Origin of the sequence: Caballeronia sp. LZ032, assembly GCF_031451315.1 — a bacterium.
GTDB lineage: Bacteria > Pseudomonadota > Gammaproteobacteria > Burkholderiales > Burkholderiaceae > Caballeronia.
Window position 1 is genome coordinate 1 of the sequence record NZ_JARUXP010000012.1, and the last position, 16,465, is coordinate 16,465.

Annotated in this window: 13 protein-coding genes and 1 pseudogene; 6 read left to right on the forward strand and 8 right to left on the reverse strand. The window is 59.2% G+C overall.

Annotated features, from left to right (window positions below; all coding sequences use genetic code 11):
- Nucleotides 1-42 precede the first annotated feature (42 nt).
- The 7 genes and pseudogenes from QCE69_RS38495 to QCE69_RS38525 form a co-directional block, all read right to left on the reverse strand.
- Entirely contained in the window at nt 43-849 is an 807-nt protein-coding gene (locus QCE69_RS38495; protein ID WP_309936040.1) for a tyrosine-type recombinase/integrase, read from the reverse strand.
- A 23-nt stretch (nt 850-872) separates the two neighbouring features.
- A pseudogene (locus QCE69_RS38500) lies at nt 873-1,646 on the reverse strand (SDR family oxidoreductase); the annotation flags it as partial.
- Nucleotides 1,647-1,726: 80 nt separating this feature from the next.
- On the reverse strand, nt 1,727-3,370 hold the full coding sequence (locus tag QCE69_RS38505; protein ID WP_309936041.1) for a GMC family oxidoreductase: 1,644 nt from the start codon (nt 3,368-3,370) through the stop codon (nt 1,727-1,729).
- Entirely contained in the window at nt 3,360-3,992 is a 633-nt protein-coding gene (locus QCE69_RS38510) for a gluconate 2-dehydrogenase subunit 3 family protein (protein WP_309936042.1), read from the reverse strand. Before QCE69_RS38510 ends, QCE69_RS38505 begins: the two co-directional genes overlap by 11 nt.
- Complete coding sequence (locus QCE69_RS38515) at nt 3,989-4,891, reverse strand: hypothetical protein (protein WP_309936043.1); 903 nt, start codon at nt 4,889-4,891, stop codon at nt 3,989-3,991. The genes QCE69_RS38510 and QCE69_RS38515 overlap by 4 nt, the downstream gene beginning before the upstream one ends.
- Before the next feature lie 15 nt (nt 4,892-4,906).
- Nucleotides 4,907-6,013 (reverse strand): enolase C-terminal domain-like protein, encoded by a 1,107-nt coding sequence (locus QCE69_RS38520; RefSeq protein ID WP_309936045.1) that lies wholly within the window; start codon nt 6,011-6,013, stop codon nt 4,907-4,909.
- Nucleotides 6,014-6,019: 6 nt separating this feature from the next.
- Nucleotides 6,020-7,816, reverse strand: a complete 1,797-nt coding sequence (locus tag QCE69_RS38525; RefSeq protein WP_309936046.1) for a thiamine pyrophosphate-requiring protein — start codon at nt 7,814-7,816, stop codon at nt 6,020-6,022.
- Nucleotides 7,817-8,102: 286 nt separating this feature from the next.
- Here QCE69_RS38525 and QCE69_RS38530 point away from each other — a divergent pair, with 286 nt between their 5' ends.
- Nucleotides 8,103-9,404 carry a chloride channel protein gene (locus QCE69_RS38530; protein WP_309911274.1) on the forward strand — a complete coding sequence of 434 codons (1,302 nt, stop codon included), beginning with the start codon at nt 8,103-8,105 and terminating at the stop codon, nt 9,402-9,404.
- Between the two features lie 44 nt (nt 9,405-9,448).
- On the opposite strand, the gene QCE69_RS38535 is transcribed toward QCE69_RS38530, so the two are convergent.
- Nucleotides 9,449-9,865: a MarR family winged helix-turn-helix transcriptional regulator gene (locus QCE69_RS38535; RefSeq protein WP_309911276.1), complete on the reverse strand. Its 417-nt coding sequence runs from the start codon at nt 9,863-9,865 to the stop codon at nt 9,449-9,451.
- A gap of 328 nt (nt 9,866-10,193) precedes the next feature.
- Between QCE69_RS38535 and QCE69_RS38540 the strand changes: the two genes are divergently transcribed.
- Genes QCE69_RS38540 through QCE69_RS38560 form a run of 5 tightly spaced genes read left to right on the forward strand, consistent with a single transcriptional unit; the run spans nt 10,194 to nt 16,349 of the window.
- Nucleotides 10,194-10,853, forward strand: coding sequence for a DUF4396 domain-containing protein (locus QCE69_RS38540; protein WP_309936047.1), 660 nt, complete (start codon nt 10,194-10,196; stop codon nt 10,851-10,853).
- Between the two features lie 5 nt (nt 10,854-10,858).
- On the forward strand, nt 10,859-11,914 hold the full coding sequence (gene coxB / locus QCE69_RS38545) for a cytochrome c oxidase subunit II (RefSeq protein WP_309911279.1): 1,056 nt from the start codon (nt 10,859-10,861) through the stop codon (nt 11,912-11,914).
- Between the two features lie 10 nt (nt 11,915-11,924).
- The gene (gene ctaD / locus QCE69_RS38550; RefSeq protein ID WP_309936048.1) at nt 11,925-14,537 is read left to right on the forward strand and encodes a cytochrome c oxidase subunit I; all 2,613 of its coding nucleotides are present in this window, start codon (nt 11,925-11,927) and stop codon (nt 14,535-14,537) included.
- 32 nt (nt 14,538-14,569) lie between these two features.
- A complete protein-coding gene (locus QCE69_RS38555) occupies nt 14,570-15,013 on the forward strand; it encodes a hypothetical protein (protein ID WP_309911281.1) in 444 nt (147 codons plus the stop codon).
- A 1-nt stretch (nt 15,014) separates the two neighbouring features.
- Complete coding sequence (locus tag QCE69_RS38560) at nt 15,015-16,349, forward strand: cytochrome c (RefSeq protein WP_309936049.1); 1,335 nt, start codon at nt 15,015-15,017, stop codon at nt 16,347-16,349.
- Nucleotides 16,350-16,465: the final 116 nt, after the last annotated feature.

Consider the following 16,465-nt stretch of genomic DNA (forward strand, 5'->3'; position numbering starts at 1 on the left):
GGCTTATCCATGCCCTCGATCTCATCGCTACGATGCTCAAGGTTAACAGGATGCCCATGGAGTTAACAGCCCCTTCAACGTCTTTTTGAAACCACCTCTAAGATCGTGGATACGTGGTTCCGGGTAATCGCCTCGGGCAATCCAGCCAAGCTGTCTGCGCAAGTTGCAGAAGGTCTCCTCTGCATTCCAGATCTTCAGGGCGCGTCCCCACGGAGACAGGAAGAAGTTGTTGTCCATTGCGACCGGGAGAAACTTGTCGCGTTGTCGCGCGTAACATCGAAGAGCGGTGATGGTCGTCGCATGCAAAGGCACAAGACGGGATTTGCGGTATTTGCTTTGGCGAACGACCAACATACCGTGCTCAAGCAATACGTCCGCGCGCTCAAGTCGCAGCGCTTCCGAAATTCGCATGCCGGTAGCGGCAAGTAGGCCAAAAAGTGTTTCGTAAGTTGCTGGCCGTAGTCCGCCTGACGGACGCAGCTGTCCAGCTGCAGCTAAGAGCGCCTCGATTTCCTCATCGCTGTAGATATGAGGCGCCGGTCGGCGATGGGTAGAGCCCAGCAGCTTGGTCGGCGGGACTTGTGTGGCGGCATCGAACTGTTGAAGATACCTGATGAACGGACGGAGCACTTCAATCCGCTTCGCTGCGGTAGTTGGCTTGGGAGAGTCGGAATCCCGGGCCCAGCGTAACGCGAGTTCCAACGTTACCGGGCCCTGGTGGCAGGCATTCTCAGCGAACCGGGCAAACGCAAGTAGTTGCGTCCCTTGGCTCTTCAGCTTGAAACCGAGTTGCCGCCTGGCATAGAGATAATCCTCTACCCGGGTAGTCATCAAACACAAGTGATTCATGATCTGCTCCCGGGCCAAGGGGAGCCTGATCGCGAGAGGTAACGGTCGATTAGCCCGGGTGCAACGCGGTTCGCGAGGATGGCTTTAACGGTCGAGAAGCCCACCCAGACCTGACGACGCCGGTGCGTTGCTGCAAAATAGATCGCGCGTGCCGCCACTTCCGGCTGATATATCGGCGCGACAGGCTGCGCGCGTTTGCCCATCTTATTCATGGACCAGTCGAACTGCGGTGTATTAATCGCGGGAAGGTCAACCATGGTCAGGTGAATGTTGAGCCGATCATGAATTATTTCGGAGCGCAACGCGTCCGTGAATCCGCGAATCGCGAATTTGGCCCCGCAGTAAATCGATTGCAACGGTACTGACCGATATCCAAGTGCGGACCCGACGTTGACAATCGTGCCTCGGTTGCGTCGGCGCATGCGCGCAAGCGCCGCTCTCATGCCGTGCACCTGTCCGAGATAGGTGACCTTAGTTCCGCGCTCAATCTCTTCAGGGGTAAGGGCGGAAACGGGTGCGAAGACGGTAGCCATTGCAACGTTAATCCACACGTCGATGGGGCCGAGCATGTCTTCGACGTGCGTTGCTGCAGCTTCAACCGCTTGCGCATCGGCAACATCGGTAGGAAGTGGGAGCACGCGCACGCCGTATGCATCCTCTAGCTCACTTGCTGCGCGACGCAAGCGTTCGGGCTCACGTGCAAGGAGCGCCACGTCAAACCCTTGTCTTGCGAACTCCTCGGCCGTCGCACGGCCCACGCCCGCTCCCCCACCAGTCACGACCGCAACCTTACTCATTTTTCTCTACCCCATTTTTCTGCACTTCGCGAAAGCCCACCTATCGAAGACGTCCTCGGCAAACTGTTTCAATGGCGGCGTTATAGTTCGCCGCGAGCTGCTAGCACTTCGATGCGATCAGCCGTGCGCAGTGCGACCGCCTGAATGGTTAATGACGGATTCACGCCTCCGACGGTGGGAAACACGGACCCATCGCAGATCCAAAGATTGTGGATGTCCCAACTTCGGCAATCCGCGTTGACGACGCTCGTCGATGGATCGTCGCCCATGCGCGCCGTGCCGTTCAGATGGCACGTGTCGTCGGTTTCGCGCCAAACGTCTCGTGCGCCGGCGGCATCGAGCGCGACGTTCATGAAGTCGAGCGAATGCTTGACGAGACGCTTGTCGTTATCGCACAACGAGTAGGTGACGCGTGGAATGGGCAGACCATACTGATCCTTCTCGTCACTCAAGGTCACGCGGTTGCGCTCCTGCGGCATGGTCTCGCCGACGATCTTCAAGCCTGCCATGTGGTTGTACTTTTGCATCTCGTCGAGTAAAGCCTGTCCCCACAGGCCGCGTCCGGTCAACGTATTTGCCCACGCGACCGGCAACGGTCCCTGACTCATGTAGCAATAACCGCCGAAGAAATCCTTGCCCTTGTCCTCGTAATTCCAGTGCTCGGTCATCGCAAGCGAGGGTGGCCCTTTGTACCAGCGGATTTCCTCGTCCATCGTGCCCCACACGGCCTGATTCGTCTGCACCATCAGATTCTTGCCGACGAGAGCGGAGCCATTGGCGAGGCCATCGGGATAACGGTCCGTCGCGGACATCAGCAGCAAGCGCGGCGTTTCGATGGCATAACCTGCGACGACAACATTGCGCGCGCGCTGAAACTGCCACTTCCCCTCGCGATAGTATTCGACGCCGGTTGCGCGTCCGTCGTCGCCCATGACAATGCGGGCGGCCATCGACAGGTCGCGTATTTCAGCGCCTGCGCGAACGGCGCGCGGAATCCATGTGACGAGCGCGCTTTGCTTGGCATTGGTCGCGCAGCCTGACACGCAGAAGCCGCGATACACACACGGATGCGCGTCGCCCCGCGGCGCTGACACGGTCGCGAGCGGTGTCGGCGTCCAATCAATGCCGAGCGCCTCGCAACCGCGCGCGAGCACCAGCGCCGCCGCATTCAATTCGTGCGGCCGATACGGATAACGCGGCCGCTTCGGTCCCCACGGATACGTGACCGGCCCCGCTATCTTCAGCGCTTGTTCGACCTCGGCGTAATAGCGCCACATTTCCTGCCAATCGAGTGGCCAGTCCGCGCCGTAGCCGAGCACGCTGCGCGCCTTGAACCACTCCGGGCGGAAGCGCAGCGAGACCATCGCGAAGTGCACCGTGCTGCCGCCGATAGCCTTGCCGCTATTATTATTGCCGAGCTTGAGTGGCGTTTCGCCATCACAGATGCGATCGTCGGTCCAAAACAGCTTCGACTGATGCGCCTCATCCGAGGCGAACTCTTCCAGCGGGCGCCACCATGCGCCTGCATCGAGCGCGACGACTTTGAAGCCTTTCTCCGCGAGACGGCATGCGAGCGTGCCGCCGCCCGCACCCGTTCCGACGATCACGAAATCCACCGCTTCGTCTTGGGGGTATTCGCGCATCGGCAGCCAGGCGCCCTCGTGGAAGACATCGGGTGCGCGTCCGTTCTTGCCGCGCGGAGTGTGCATGGCGTCATCGGACATGGCGATTCTCCTTCTGTGCTTGCGCTTCGTGGCCTGGCTTCGCTTCGGCTGCTTCCCACGGATCACGCCGATCGAAATACATGCGCACGTAGCCGCGCGGATTCGCCGGACCGCCGAAGCCAATCTCGCTCCATGCATGAGGATGCGAATAGTAAGAGCCGCAGATATCGTGCAGCACGCGCTTCGAGAAGAACAAAGCGCTGGACATGCCTTGCCATGCATCTGAACTTAGTTTGCCATCTTGCATTTGCTTGATCAGCACGTTTTGCGCTTCCTTGTCGATGCTTCCAAACGGTAGTTCGTGACGCACACGGCTTTCTGCGTCGAGCGCGGCGAGGCCGATGCGCCATGCATCGGGCATGGACGGAAGGCGTGCATCGCGGTAGCCGTCGCCGATGCCGGTGACGAGCTTTTCATCGACTAAAGCGGCAAGCGGAACCACATCTTGAGGCACGATGCACGCACACAAAGCCCGTAGGCATTTCCACTGCACAGCATCGAAGAAGCGCGGCTCGTTGGGCGGGTTCAGACGTTGATCGATGACCTCGCGCGTCTTGTCGTCCCACGATGGCGTATCGCGTTTAGACATGACGTCATAGCCGGGATAGCGGGGCAGGTTCATCGTTCCGTCTCCCTCAAACGAAGCGCGGCGAGGCCCGCCAACGCGAGCGCGGAAAAACTCGGGGGCGCAGGCAAAGGCGGACCGTTGAACAGGTTCTGGCTCCAGTTGCGCCATCCACCCCGGTTACGCGCGATGCCTCGCGCATGAAAGCCCACGCCGATGAAACCCAGCGCCGTCGTCATGCGCAGCCAGAGGCGCGTGAACCATCGCGGTTGCGGCGCGCCGAGGGCGGTTTGCAGCAGTAACGCAGCAGCGACGGGCGGCACCACGACCGGCGCATACATCGCGGGATTCTGAAAAGCGCCGCGAAAATGCAGCAATGCAACTTCTCCAACAGTGCCGATGATTCCCGCGCTCGTCAGCAACGCGAGCGCTTGTCCCGCAGGCATGCCGAACAAACGCGGCTCGTGCGCGGGTTCATCGCGCAATCGCTCCGCGACCGCGCCCAAAGCGCCGGACAGAAGCAGCGCCATGGGCGCACCGACGGGCGCGGCATAAAAGAAGTTATGCCAGCTCAAACGGCCTGGCCGCTTGGTGATGTTGTACAGATGAAAGCCCGTGCCCGCGACGCCTGCAAGCGCCGCGCTGACATAGACCGAGTTGCGCACGGGATGCCGTTCCGGTTCAACGTCGCGCCCGCCATGCATCCCGGCAATCAGCGAAGCAACGGAGACGATCAGGGGCGTGTACATGGCCGGATTGTCGAACGAGCCGCGATAGTGTTCCATCGCGCTGTCCGCCAGCACGGAAAGCGCGAGCAGCGCGGAGCTTCGGTTGAACGTGCGCGCCGTATCAATGTGCGTTTGCTTCGTGCTGCATGTAGCGGGTCTGCCTTTGCCGAGCAACGCAACGCCCGCCGCGACACCACATGCAATGGCGATGGTACTTGTCTTGTTCATCGTGACATCGTGTGATCAGACGGCGAAACGCTGCGCGTCCGTATGTTTGAAATCTAGCCCGCAGCCGGGGCGCGACAGGTCGGGTGCGATGGCGCCGTCGACCGCGTGCGGCGCACCATCGAACAACATCTGTTCGATGCGAACGTGATCGTGGAACCATTCCTGATGCCGCAAACGCGGCGCGGCGCAGGCGACGTGCAGGTGCATGGATGGTGCGCAGTGCGCGGATAGGGGGACGTGGAACGCATCGCACAGAGCGGCGACGCGCAGGAAGCCGGTGATGCCGCCGCATCGCGTGACGTCGGCTTGCAGTACGTCGACTGCGTTGTTCTGCAACAAGCCTCTGAAGTCGTCGAACGTATAGCCGTACTCGCCCGCCGCAAGCTCGATACGCGCGGGCAGCGCGTTACGCAGGAAAGCGAGGCCTTCCAAATCGTCCGATGAAACCGGCTCTTCGAACCACGACACATCCTGCGCTTCGAAAACATACGCGTAGTGCAGCGCCTGCTTGGGATCCAGTGCGCCGTTTGCATCGACGAAAAGACCTGCCTCTTTGCCGATTGCCGCACGCGCCACGCGCACCCGATGCGGATCGCGCTCCGGCTCGCAGCCTATCTTGATCTTCACCCAGCGGCAGCCGTCTTCGTGGACCCAGTGCGCAAGTTGCTCGCGCATGTCGTCATCGGTATAAGTGGTGAAGCCGCCGCTGCCATAGAGCGGCACGCTCTCGCGCATCAAGCCGAGCAAGCGTGCGAGCGGTATATCGAGCAGACGCGCCTTCACGTCCCATAACGCGCAATCCAGCGCAGAAATAGCAGTCGCGGCCATGCCCGAGCGGCCGAGATTGCGCACGCGCTGTTGCATGCGCAGCCATAACGCATCGATGTTCCATGCGTCTTGGCCAATGAGCGACGGAGCAAGCGTCGCTTCGATCAGCTTCGCCACGCTTGCATCGCTATAGGTATATCCGATGCCCGTCTTGCCCGCCGCGACAATCTCGACCGTGACGAGCGTCGTCGATTCCCACGCGAACGTGCCGTCGGCTTCGGGCTTGTCGGTGGGAATTGTGTACGCGCGGGTTCGGATGGCTTCTATAGGAGCTTCGCGCCTGGTCAGATGCATCGTGCGTTACTTGTTGTGATGACCGGGAAGCACCGCGCCGAGCACTTGCTTTGCCGTGTCGACGATCACGTTGCCTTGATTCGGATCGCCCTTCATGAGCGTCGTTGCAAAGGCCTTTGCCTGTTGCAGCGTGATATGCGGCGGCAGCGGCGGCACGTTCGGATCGGCCTTCACTTCGATGACGACTGGACGGTCCGATGCGAGCGCTTCGTCCCATACTGCGGCCATGCGTTCGGCGTCATCGACAAAGAAACCCTTGAGGCCGATCAGCTCCGCGAACTTGTGATACGGCACGGACGGAATGTCCTGCGATGCCTCGAACTTGGGATCGCCTTCCATCACGCGCTGTTCCCAGGTCACCTGATTCAGGTCGCTGTTGTTCAGCACGAGGCAAATCCAGCGCGGATCGGACCACTGTTTCCAGTACTTCGACACGGTGATGAGTTCGGCCATGTTGTTCATCTGCATGGCGCCATCGCCGACGAGCGCGATCACGGGCCGTTCGGGATGCGCGAACTTCGCCGCAATGGCGTAGGGCACGGCTGCGCCCATCGAAGCGAGTCCGCCCGACAACGAGCACTTCATGCCGCGCTTCACTTTCAGATCGCGTGCATACCAGTTCGCGCATGATCCCGAGTCGCTGGTGACGATGGCATTCGCCGGCACGCGCGGCGACAGTTCCCAGACTGTGCGTTGCGGATTCACCCCTTGTTTTGCAGACTCCAGCGCGCGCTTCTCCAGCTTCTTCCACCAGTCGTCGAGCCAGCTTGCGATTTCCTTGCGCCATGCGTGGTCGGCCTTCTGCTGCAAGAGCGGCAGGAGCGCGCGCAAGGTCTCGGCGCTATCGCCGACGAGATTGACTTCCATCGGATAGCGGATCGAGAGCATGTCCGCCTTGATGTCGATCTGCACGCCGCGCGCTTGCCCTTCCTTCGGCAGGAATTCGGCGTACGGAAAGCCCGAGCCGATCATCAGGAGTGTGTCGCATTCATTCATCAGCTTATAACTTGGCTCGGTGCCGAGCAGGCCAATTGAACCTGTCACGTACGGCAGATCGTCGGGCATGGCGGCTTTGCCGAGCAGCGCCTTTGCGACGCCTGCGCCGAGTTTGTCTGCGATGGCGATGACTTCATCGGTGGCTTCAAGTGCGCCTGCGCCAACCAGAATTGCAACCTTCTTACCTGCGTTGAGCACGTCGGCGGCACGTTGAAGGTCATCGTTATACGGGACCATCTTCGGCGCGTTGTAGCCCACGCCCGAATGCAGCGTGCCATGCTTGCGCGCGGGCGGTTCGTACTCGAGGTCTTGCAGATCGTTCGGCAAGACCAGCGCCGTGACCTTGCGTTCGGACAGCGCAATGCGTACCGCACGATCGATCAGATGCCGAATCTGCGAAGGCACCGAGGCCTGTTGTACGAAGGCGCCCGCCACGTCCTTGAACATCGCCGGAAGATCGACCTCTTGCTGATAGTGACCGCCCAGAGCTGCGCGCGCCTGCTGTCCAGCAATGGCGAGCACGGGCATGTGATCGAGGCGGGCATCGTAGAGGCCGGTGAGGAGGTGGGCCGCGCCCGGTCCCGATGTGGCGATGCACACGCCCAGCTCCCCCGTGAACTTCGCATGAGCTGAGGCCATGAACGCAGCCATTTCCTCGTGGCGCGCCTGGACGAATTCGATCTTGCCATTGGCGCGATTCATTGCACCGAGTACGCCGTTGATGCCATCGCCGGGATAGCCGAAGATGCGGCGCACGCCCCAGGCATGAAGGCGATCAATTAGGAAATCTCCGACAGTTGTGGCCATTGCATTTCTCCAGGGGGCGCTCAATTCGTCAACGAGTGAATGCAGCGTGTATAAGCCGCCGCAGCCACCCCCCACCGCAATAGCCATGCCCTTAATCCTTTCGAAAGACTACGTATCGCACAGTGACGTCGCCTGGAGCAAGATCAGCTTTGTGCGGCTTGCCGAGACCCCGGGCTTATCAGGGCGATGCCAAGTTCGCCTGAGCTCGGCACCGGAATGTCGCGGCCACGCCATCGCTTCAACAAAATATGGCATGATGTGCCATAAAATGTAACTTCTCCCTGTCATGCGATCCCCTCGATGGATGAACCGACGTACCGTTCTCAAAGGACGCCGCCTGTGGTTGCACTACGGGGTGTTTTGGCTTGGCGCAATCGCAACTGGGCTGATCGCCGTCTTCTACGCTCGGTTAATCGACTTTGGGTACGCTACGTTTTTGCGGATCACCGAGATGTACTGGTGGCTGCCGCTTGTGCTCACTCCGGCAGTTGCAGCGGCAGGGGTCTATTTGACCCAGCGCTGGTTTCGCGGCGCGGAAGGCAGTGGCATCCCACAGGTCATTGCGATGCTCGAAGCCGACCGTGAGATCGGTCCGCGGCTGCTCAACGTTCGAATTCTTGTCGGCAAAATCGCTATCTCTTTCCTGTCCATTCTTGGCGGTCTTACGATTGGTCGAGAGGGCCCGACGATCCATGTTGGCGCAGCGTTGATGTTTAGCCTCCGTCGTTTCTACCCGACTCGATTGCAGCGCATGGGCGGGACAAGCCTTGAGCGGCGACTTGCGCTCGCGGGTGCGGCAGCGGGACTATCGGCTGCGTTCAACGCGCCATTGGCGGGCGTGGTCTTTGCCATCGAGGAGCTAACACGTAGTTTCGAGCAGCGAACGAGTGGCGTGCTGATCACAGCGATCATTTTTGCCGGCGTGGTGTCCTTGGGGCTTCAGGGAAACTATGTGTACTTCGGATCGATCGACGTAGGTAGCCATTTGCCCAATCTTCTCGCGGCGTCGGTGGTAGTGATTGGCCTGCTGGCGGGGATCCTGGGCGGAGTCTTCTGCTGGTTATTACTGAATACACGGCGATGGATGCCTGATCGGCTCCTTGCCTGGCGCGGCCATCATCCAGTGCTTTTCGGTGCTGTTTGCGGGCTGATCATTGCCGTCATAGGCGTAGTCACGGCCAACCACACATTTGGCAGCGGTTACGCTGAGGCGCGAGGGATGCTGGAGGGGCGGGTAGCGCTGGGGCCGGAGTATCCGTTGCTCAAAATGGTGTCCATGATCGGATCCTATCTGCCCGGGGCGCCCGGAGGTCTATTTGCACCATCGCTTGCCATTGGAGCCGGCATTGGGAACGCGGTGCATCTCGTTTTCGGACAAATGCAGCTTCCAATGCTGGTCGCCTTAGGTATGGTCGGCTATCTAGCGGCCGTGACGCAGAGCCCGATCACGGCTTTCATCATTGTGATCGAAATGATCAATGGGCACGCCCTGGTTATTTCGCTAATGGCAACGGCACTCATCTCCAGCCGCGTTTCGAGATTCTTTGCGCCGCCGCTTTACGAAGCCCTTGCTCATCGATATCGCTGAGTGGGCCACGAAACCGCAAAATAGCCTGCGTGAGGCTAATGGCTTCAAACGCTGCCCACAAGCCATCCGAAAGCCTGCATCTCCGCAAGGTGCATGGACGCGAGTTTTAACAGGCAGCGCTCGCCTTGTGGCGTCAGATGGACTTCCACTTGGCGCCGGTCATGCGCCCCGGGTTTTCTTACGACCAGCCCGGCGCTTTCGCAGCGGTTCACCAACGCAGCAGTTCCATTCGGTGCCGCTTGAAGCCGTTCGGCCAATTCGCCAACGGTAGCCCATGTTCGCCCCTGCATTCCCCTGACGTGCAGAAGCAACTGATATTGAAGCGGCGTGACGCCAGCGGCCTGCGTGATTTCTTCAGAGTAGCGCAGAAACTTCCGCAGCTGATATCGGAAGTTCGACATGGACTCCAAGTCGTCTTTGGTCGGTAGGCCTTTTTTCGTGCGGGCCTTCGCTTGCTTCATGAGATCGTGCGAGTGGTTGTTGAGTGTCGGAAGAGGGCGGCGTCAATGCCCCTCATGAGTCGATATCGTAGCAGAGTGGTCAGGTTCACTCTTGGGGGCTAAAGCGGAGATCAGCATTGTAAAAAGGGCACGGCGTGACCTAATTGTGGATTTGGTGGGTGGGCTGTTCGGCGCTGACTTGGCGTTCCTCCACGATCACCTGTGCGATAGTGTCATCGCTCGATGGAATGAAGCTTGCTCGGGCGGTACTCACGGCGCGCTGGCTGAGCCACAGATCCCGGCACGATCCGTCGTCTATTACTAAACCTCCTGTTGCGGAGCTGTCGCGATGCAAGCGCACTGGTCGACCGTCTTGCCCGCGATATGGCTAACGGCATCCGTTCTGTCAGCTGTCGTCATCATTTCCGACATTTTTCTGGCGGGCCATCCTCAACCAATGGCGATCATGTCAGTGGTCTGGCCGTTGACGATGTTGTATTGGGGACCTGTGGGGCTGATCTTCTATTATTGGTTTGGTCGGGCGACACCTGGCGTCAAGAAAAGCGAAGCACCGATGTGGCAGGCCAGCTTTCTCGGTGCCACGCACTGCGGTGCCGGATGCGCGCTAGGTGATTTTATCGGCGAATGGCTAGCGTTCAGGATGGCGCTGACGGTCGTGGGCTCCGAATTAGGGGGGCGCTTGCTTGCGGCATTTGTTCTCGCTTATCTCATTGGCATCGCCTTTCAATACTTCTCGATCGCGCCCATGCGCGGGCTGGGGCTGCGAGATGGCGTTATCGCGGCCGTCAAGGCCGACACGCTATCGCTCCTCGCATATGAGGTTGGCATGTTTGGCATCATGATCGCCTTCGCCAAACTTGCCTCGCCGCTCGAGCCCACTGACCTCGCCTACTGGGTGAGGATGCAGGTGGCGATGGTCGCAGGCTTCGTCACCACGTATCCCGTGAACTACTGGCTTATCCGGCGCGGCGTTAAGGAGAAGATGTGATTGGAATGTGCCGGATCTTAATATGGAACTGCCGGCTCGGCCTGGCATGCACGCTGGCGCTCTACGCCTCGCGTGCGTGGGCCCAGGCGCAGGGTTCGAATGGTCAAGATGCGCTCAACAAAGGTCACACGCCGCTTGCATATTTCCTGCGTAGTGGCGGGCCTGCCGCCCACCCCGTGCTGCGCCTGGACTGGGTTTTGACGGCAATTTGCTGTCTGGTGTGCTTGGTTACCGCTGCGATGTTGTTGGTCGCCATGTTTCGGCGGCGCCAGCACGCCGAGCCTCGCGCGCTCGAATCGAAGGGCGGCCTCGGGTTCGTGTACATCGGCGGCGCACTCTCGACGCTCGCGCTACTTGGCATCGCGGTCTACATGCTTGTTGTACTGGCCGAGGTGGCCGATCCGCCGCGCGAGCCCGCGCTCACTGTAACGGTGACCGCTTACGATTGGTGGTGGAAAATCGACTATGGCGATGGCGCTTACCACTTCGCCACGGCCAACGAAATCCATATTCCGGTCGGCGTGCCCGTGTTGGTTCGGCTCAAAAGCGCAGACGTGATCCACGCGTTTTGGGTTCCCGAACTTTCCGGTAAAACGCAAGCTATCCCAGGCGTCGAAAATCGGCAATGGATTCAAGCAGACCATCCCGGCATCTTTCGCGGTCAATGCACACAGTATTGCGGCGTGCAGCATGCGCACATGGCCTTTGAAGTCCAGGCGCAGACTAAAGCCGACTTCGAACGCTGGATGGCCGCACAGCGCGCGCCTTCGCCAGTACCCGCCACGGCCCAGACCGCGCGTGGAGCGAAGCTCTTCGAAGAACGTTGCGCGGGTTGCCATACGGTGCGTGGAAGCAGCGCCACAGGAGTGCAGGCGCCCGATCTTACGCATGTACTGTCACGCCGTCTGATTGCGGCAGGCACAGTAGTCAATACACCGCACAACCTGATGGACTGGGTTCAGCACGTGCAGGAAATCAAGCCTGGCGCGCTCATGCCCGATATGAAGTTTTCCGCTGCAGACGCCAGCGACATGTCGGCGTATCTGGCCACCCTAAAGTAAGGAACTGAGGATGTCCGCGACGCGTGACCATAACATTGAGCCGCCTGCGCGCGTTGCTTTTCACCGTGAGCCTGAGTTTGGCCGCGTGCCGGAGGGCTCGGAGGCAGAGCGGCGTCTGCACGAGATCTGGGAGGGCGAGTCAGGCTGGCGCGGCTTTATCACGACGGTCGATCACAAAAAGATCGGCCTGCGCTATATCGTCACCGCTTTTATCTTTTTGATGATCGGCGGCGCTGAAGCACTGCTGATGCGTTTGCAGCTTGCGCGCCCCAACGAAACACTGCTGACTCCTGAGCAATACGCTCAGCTGTTCACGATGCACGGCGTAACGATGATTTTTCTGTATGCCTTGCCAGTGCTCAGCGGCTTTGCCAACTTTCTATGGCCGCTCATGCTCGGCTCGCGAGACATGGCGTTCCCACGACTGAACGCGCTGTCCTACTGGCTATTTCTTTTCGCAGGACTCTTTCTCTATTGCAGTTTTCCCTTTGGCGAGGCGCCCAATGCGGGTTGGTTCAACTACGTGCCGTTCTCGTCACTTGAGTATAACCGCGGGCCCAATATTGATGTCTATTCGCTCGGTATGGTTTTGCTCGGCATCTCGACCTCGGTTGGTGCAGTGAATTTCGTAGTCACGCTTTTCCGCATGCGTGCAGTCGGCATGTCGGTTGACCGTCTACCGGTCATCGTATGGGGTACGCTTACTATCTCTTTTGCCAATCTGTTGGCTCTACCAGCCGTCAGTCTCGCTTTTCTTCTGCTGTGGATGGATCGCAACATTGGCACGCATTTCTTTGACGTGGCAGCCGATGGCCGGCCGCTGCTCTGGCAACACCTTTTCTGGATGTTCGCGCATCCGTGGGTGTATGTCGTTGTGCTGCCGGCGATGGGAATCGTGTCGGACGCTTTGCCCACTTTTAGTCGGCGACCGCTCGTCGCCTACGCAGCGGTCGCCATGTCGACCGTCGCCACGATGATCATCGGATTTGAGGTATGGATCCACCACATGTTCGCAACTGGCATTGCGCCGCTCGCGCTGGCGTTCTTCGGCGCGGCCAGCGTACTCATCTCGATTCCAAGCGCGGTCGCCGTATTTGCCTGGATCGCGACGATCTGGACAGGACGCCCTATATTCACCGTGCCGTTTCTCTATTTTGCCAGTTTTGTACTGATGTTCGTGGTAGGGGGCGTGTCCGGTGTCATGACCGCCGCAGTGCCGCTGGACTGGCAACTCAACGAAACCTATTTTGTCGTGGCGCACCTTCACTACGTGCTGCTCGGAATCAATGTTTTTCCGGTGTTGGGCGGCATCACTTACTGGTTTCCTAAATTCACCGGCCGTCTGATGAACGAACGACTGGGAAAGGTGGCATTCTGGATCGTCTTCATTGGCTTCAATCTCGGCTTCTTTCCGATGCATATTTCCGGCTTGCTCGGCATGCCGCGACGCATCTACACATACCCGGAAGGAATGGGTTGGGATACGTCGAACCTCATCACGACGATCGGCTCGTTCCTTCTGGGCTTCGGCGTGCTGGTCTTTGCCATCAATGCACTTGTGTCGGCTCGTCGCGGTGCGAAGGCGCCGCCCAATCCATGGGACGCACCAGGGCTTGAGTGGTCGGTCGCGTCACCGCCCCCGCCCTATAACTTTGCCGTTCTGCCTGTTGTCGAGTCCCGCCATCCCATGTGGGAAGATCGGCTGCAGCCGTCAGGACGGCGTTCGAGCCTTGAGGAAGGGTATCTACTGCATCACGGTCGTGAATCCCTCGGTGTGCACCCATTTACCGGTAAGCCGGACGTCATACTGAAGATGCCGGATGATGCCTGGTCGCCCTTTTTTCTGGGTCTTTTCTCGGCAATGTTGTTTCTCAGCATGCTGCTGCGCTCACCTGCATCTACAATGACATCACTTGTCGCTTGCGCAGCGACATTGATTGCGTGGATGTGGCCGCGTCGATCGCTCGCGCAACGTGAGCCGCCGAATTCTGAACAGGTGATGCCCGCGCAGGAGGCCGTCGAAGCAACCGCGCATCAGGATGTGCTGCCGGTGGGGAGTGCCGGAGAACATTCGGGCGGATGGTGGGGCGTGCTCGCGTTGGTTGTGACTGAAGCGAGCCTGTTCGGCTACCTCATCTTCAGTTACTTCTACTCGCAATCGCAGACACAGATGGTGTGGCCGCCAGAAGGAATGCCTAAGATCGGTGTGGGTGGTCTGAGCACAGGCGTGCTCATATTGAGTAGCGTATTTGCCTGGCTCTCTGAACGTACGCTCAGGAAAAGCCGGAAATGGATGGCGTTTACCTGGATGCTGTTTGCTATCGCGCTTGGCTGTCTTTTTGTCGGCATACAGCTAAAGGAATGGCACGATCATCCGTACGGCATCACCGCACATCTATACGGCTCACTGTATTACACGATCACTGGCTTTCATCTGGCTCACGTCATGGTCGGACTGGTCATTCTCTGCTTACTGGCGCTCTGGATCGCGTTGGGCTATTTCGACGCGGAGCGCAACGCGCCAATGCGCATTGGCGGTCTTTACTGGCACTTTGTAGACGTGGTGTGGCTGTTTATCTTCACTTCACTCTACGTGACGCCCTTCTGGCTGAGGGGCCATTGACCATGCGGAGCACAGGCACCCGGGACGAACGATTGACCGAGGCAGAGAGGCGCCGCCTCGGCGTCTGCGCCGGTGTGGGATTCTTCTTGTCACCCGGCGCCTGGCTGTTGCAGGTGATCGTCTCGGAGACCGTATCCGCACAAACCTGCGACGCCACGACGCCACTTAACTCGCCAGGCGTCTCGCATCTGTATGGATGGCTTTACGGAACCTCAATCGCGGCGTTGGCAATTGCGGTGGTGTGTGCCGCGCTGTCGCTTTATGGGTTCCTATTCCTTCAAAACCGGCACGCTCGCATCAAGGCACGAAATGGGGACGATAAATCCCGTGAGGCACCGCCACGCGAGGAGGAGGAAATCAGCCGCAAGCGCTTCATTGCACTGTGCAGCACGCTGGTAGGTTGCGGATTTGTAGTTGCCATCCTTTTCACGATTCTCGCAGAAGTCTTTCTCGTCTCCTGTAGTCAATGGCACTGATATGAATGCGCCGAGAAGCCCGCAAACCGTCGCTTTTTCCATGTTATTAGCCGTGGTGCTTGCCCTCGGCGGATGCAGTGGAAGGGCCGATGATCACCTACCGGCAGATATCGACGCGCGTTCGCCAATAACGAGTGACCCAAAGCTCGTGGCGCGAGGCGAGTATCTAGCAAAGGCTGGCGACTGCGCGGCCTGTCACGATGCCGGGGACCATACGCCACTTGGTGGCGGCATGCCGATCAATTCGCCCTTCGGACCGATATATGGCAGTAACATCACGCCGGACCCAGTGTTCGGCATCGGCGCCTACACGCTTAAGCAGTTCTCGGACGCGATTCGTTATGGGAAACGCCGCGACGGCAAGCGTCTGTATCCGGCTATGCCTTATCCGTCACTTGCCAATATGACCGATGACGACGTGACCGCGCTTTATGCTTACCTCATGCACGGAGTCAAGCCTGCGTCAAAGCGAGCACCGGAAACGCATCTCCCATTTCCGTTTAATCAGCGCTGGGGAATGGTATTTTGGTCGCTTGCGTTCGGAAATCGGGAGCGATTTGAGCCAGATCCAAAGCGCAGTGCCGAATGGAACCGTGGCGCCTACCTTGTGCAAGGGCTTGGTCATTGTGGCGCTTGTCATACGCCGCGCGGTCCGGCTTATAACGAGTTAGGCTATAGCGAGAAGTCGCCCCGATATTTGACGGGTGGCGTCAACGACAATTGGTTCGCACCCAACCTCACGGGCGATCCCGGAAGCGGACTTGGCCGCTGGTCGCAGCAGGACATTTCGAATTTCCTGCGAACCGGTCATGGTGCAGGCGCGATCGCATTCGGCGCAATGGCTCCAGTCGTGGAAGACAGCACGCAATACATGACCCAAGCGGACCTGCGCTCTATTGCGACCTATCTCAAATCGCTTCCGGCAGAAAAGCCTTATGGTAGCTACAACAACAATGCGCACGCACGAGTCCAGACTGCGCGCAGCCTTGACACTGGTGAGGTTGAGCGCCAAGGTGCGGGTATTTTTCTTTCCATCTGCGCGAGGTGCCATGAGGTCGATGGACGTGGGCAGCCAGGCAAAATCGCGGCGTTAGCGGCCAACCCGATGGTCATGTCGGAGGACCCAACGTCGGTCATGCGAATCGTCATTGAAGGAAGCAGAAGCCCGATGACCGAGAGCGGCCCTGCACCGAAAAAAATGCCGGGCTTTGACACTCAACTCACTTCAACGCAGATCGCGCAGGTCGTGAGCTTCATCCGCGGCGCGTGGGGCAATCATGCGAGTCCCGTATCTGACAGGCAGGTTGAACGGTTGCGTTCGAAGATTCATAAATAAAAGGTACGGACCTCACCCTGAGTACTTGGAACAGGTCAAAGAACGCGTACGGAAATCGGTTTGGCGGCGGGCACCTTACTGCCTTAACATAATGTCACAGTGGTAATAGCACATCA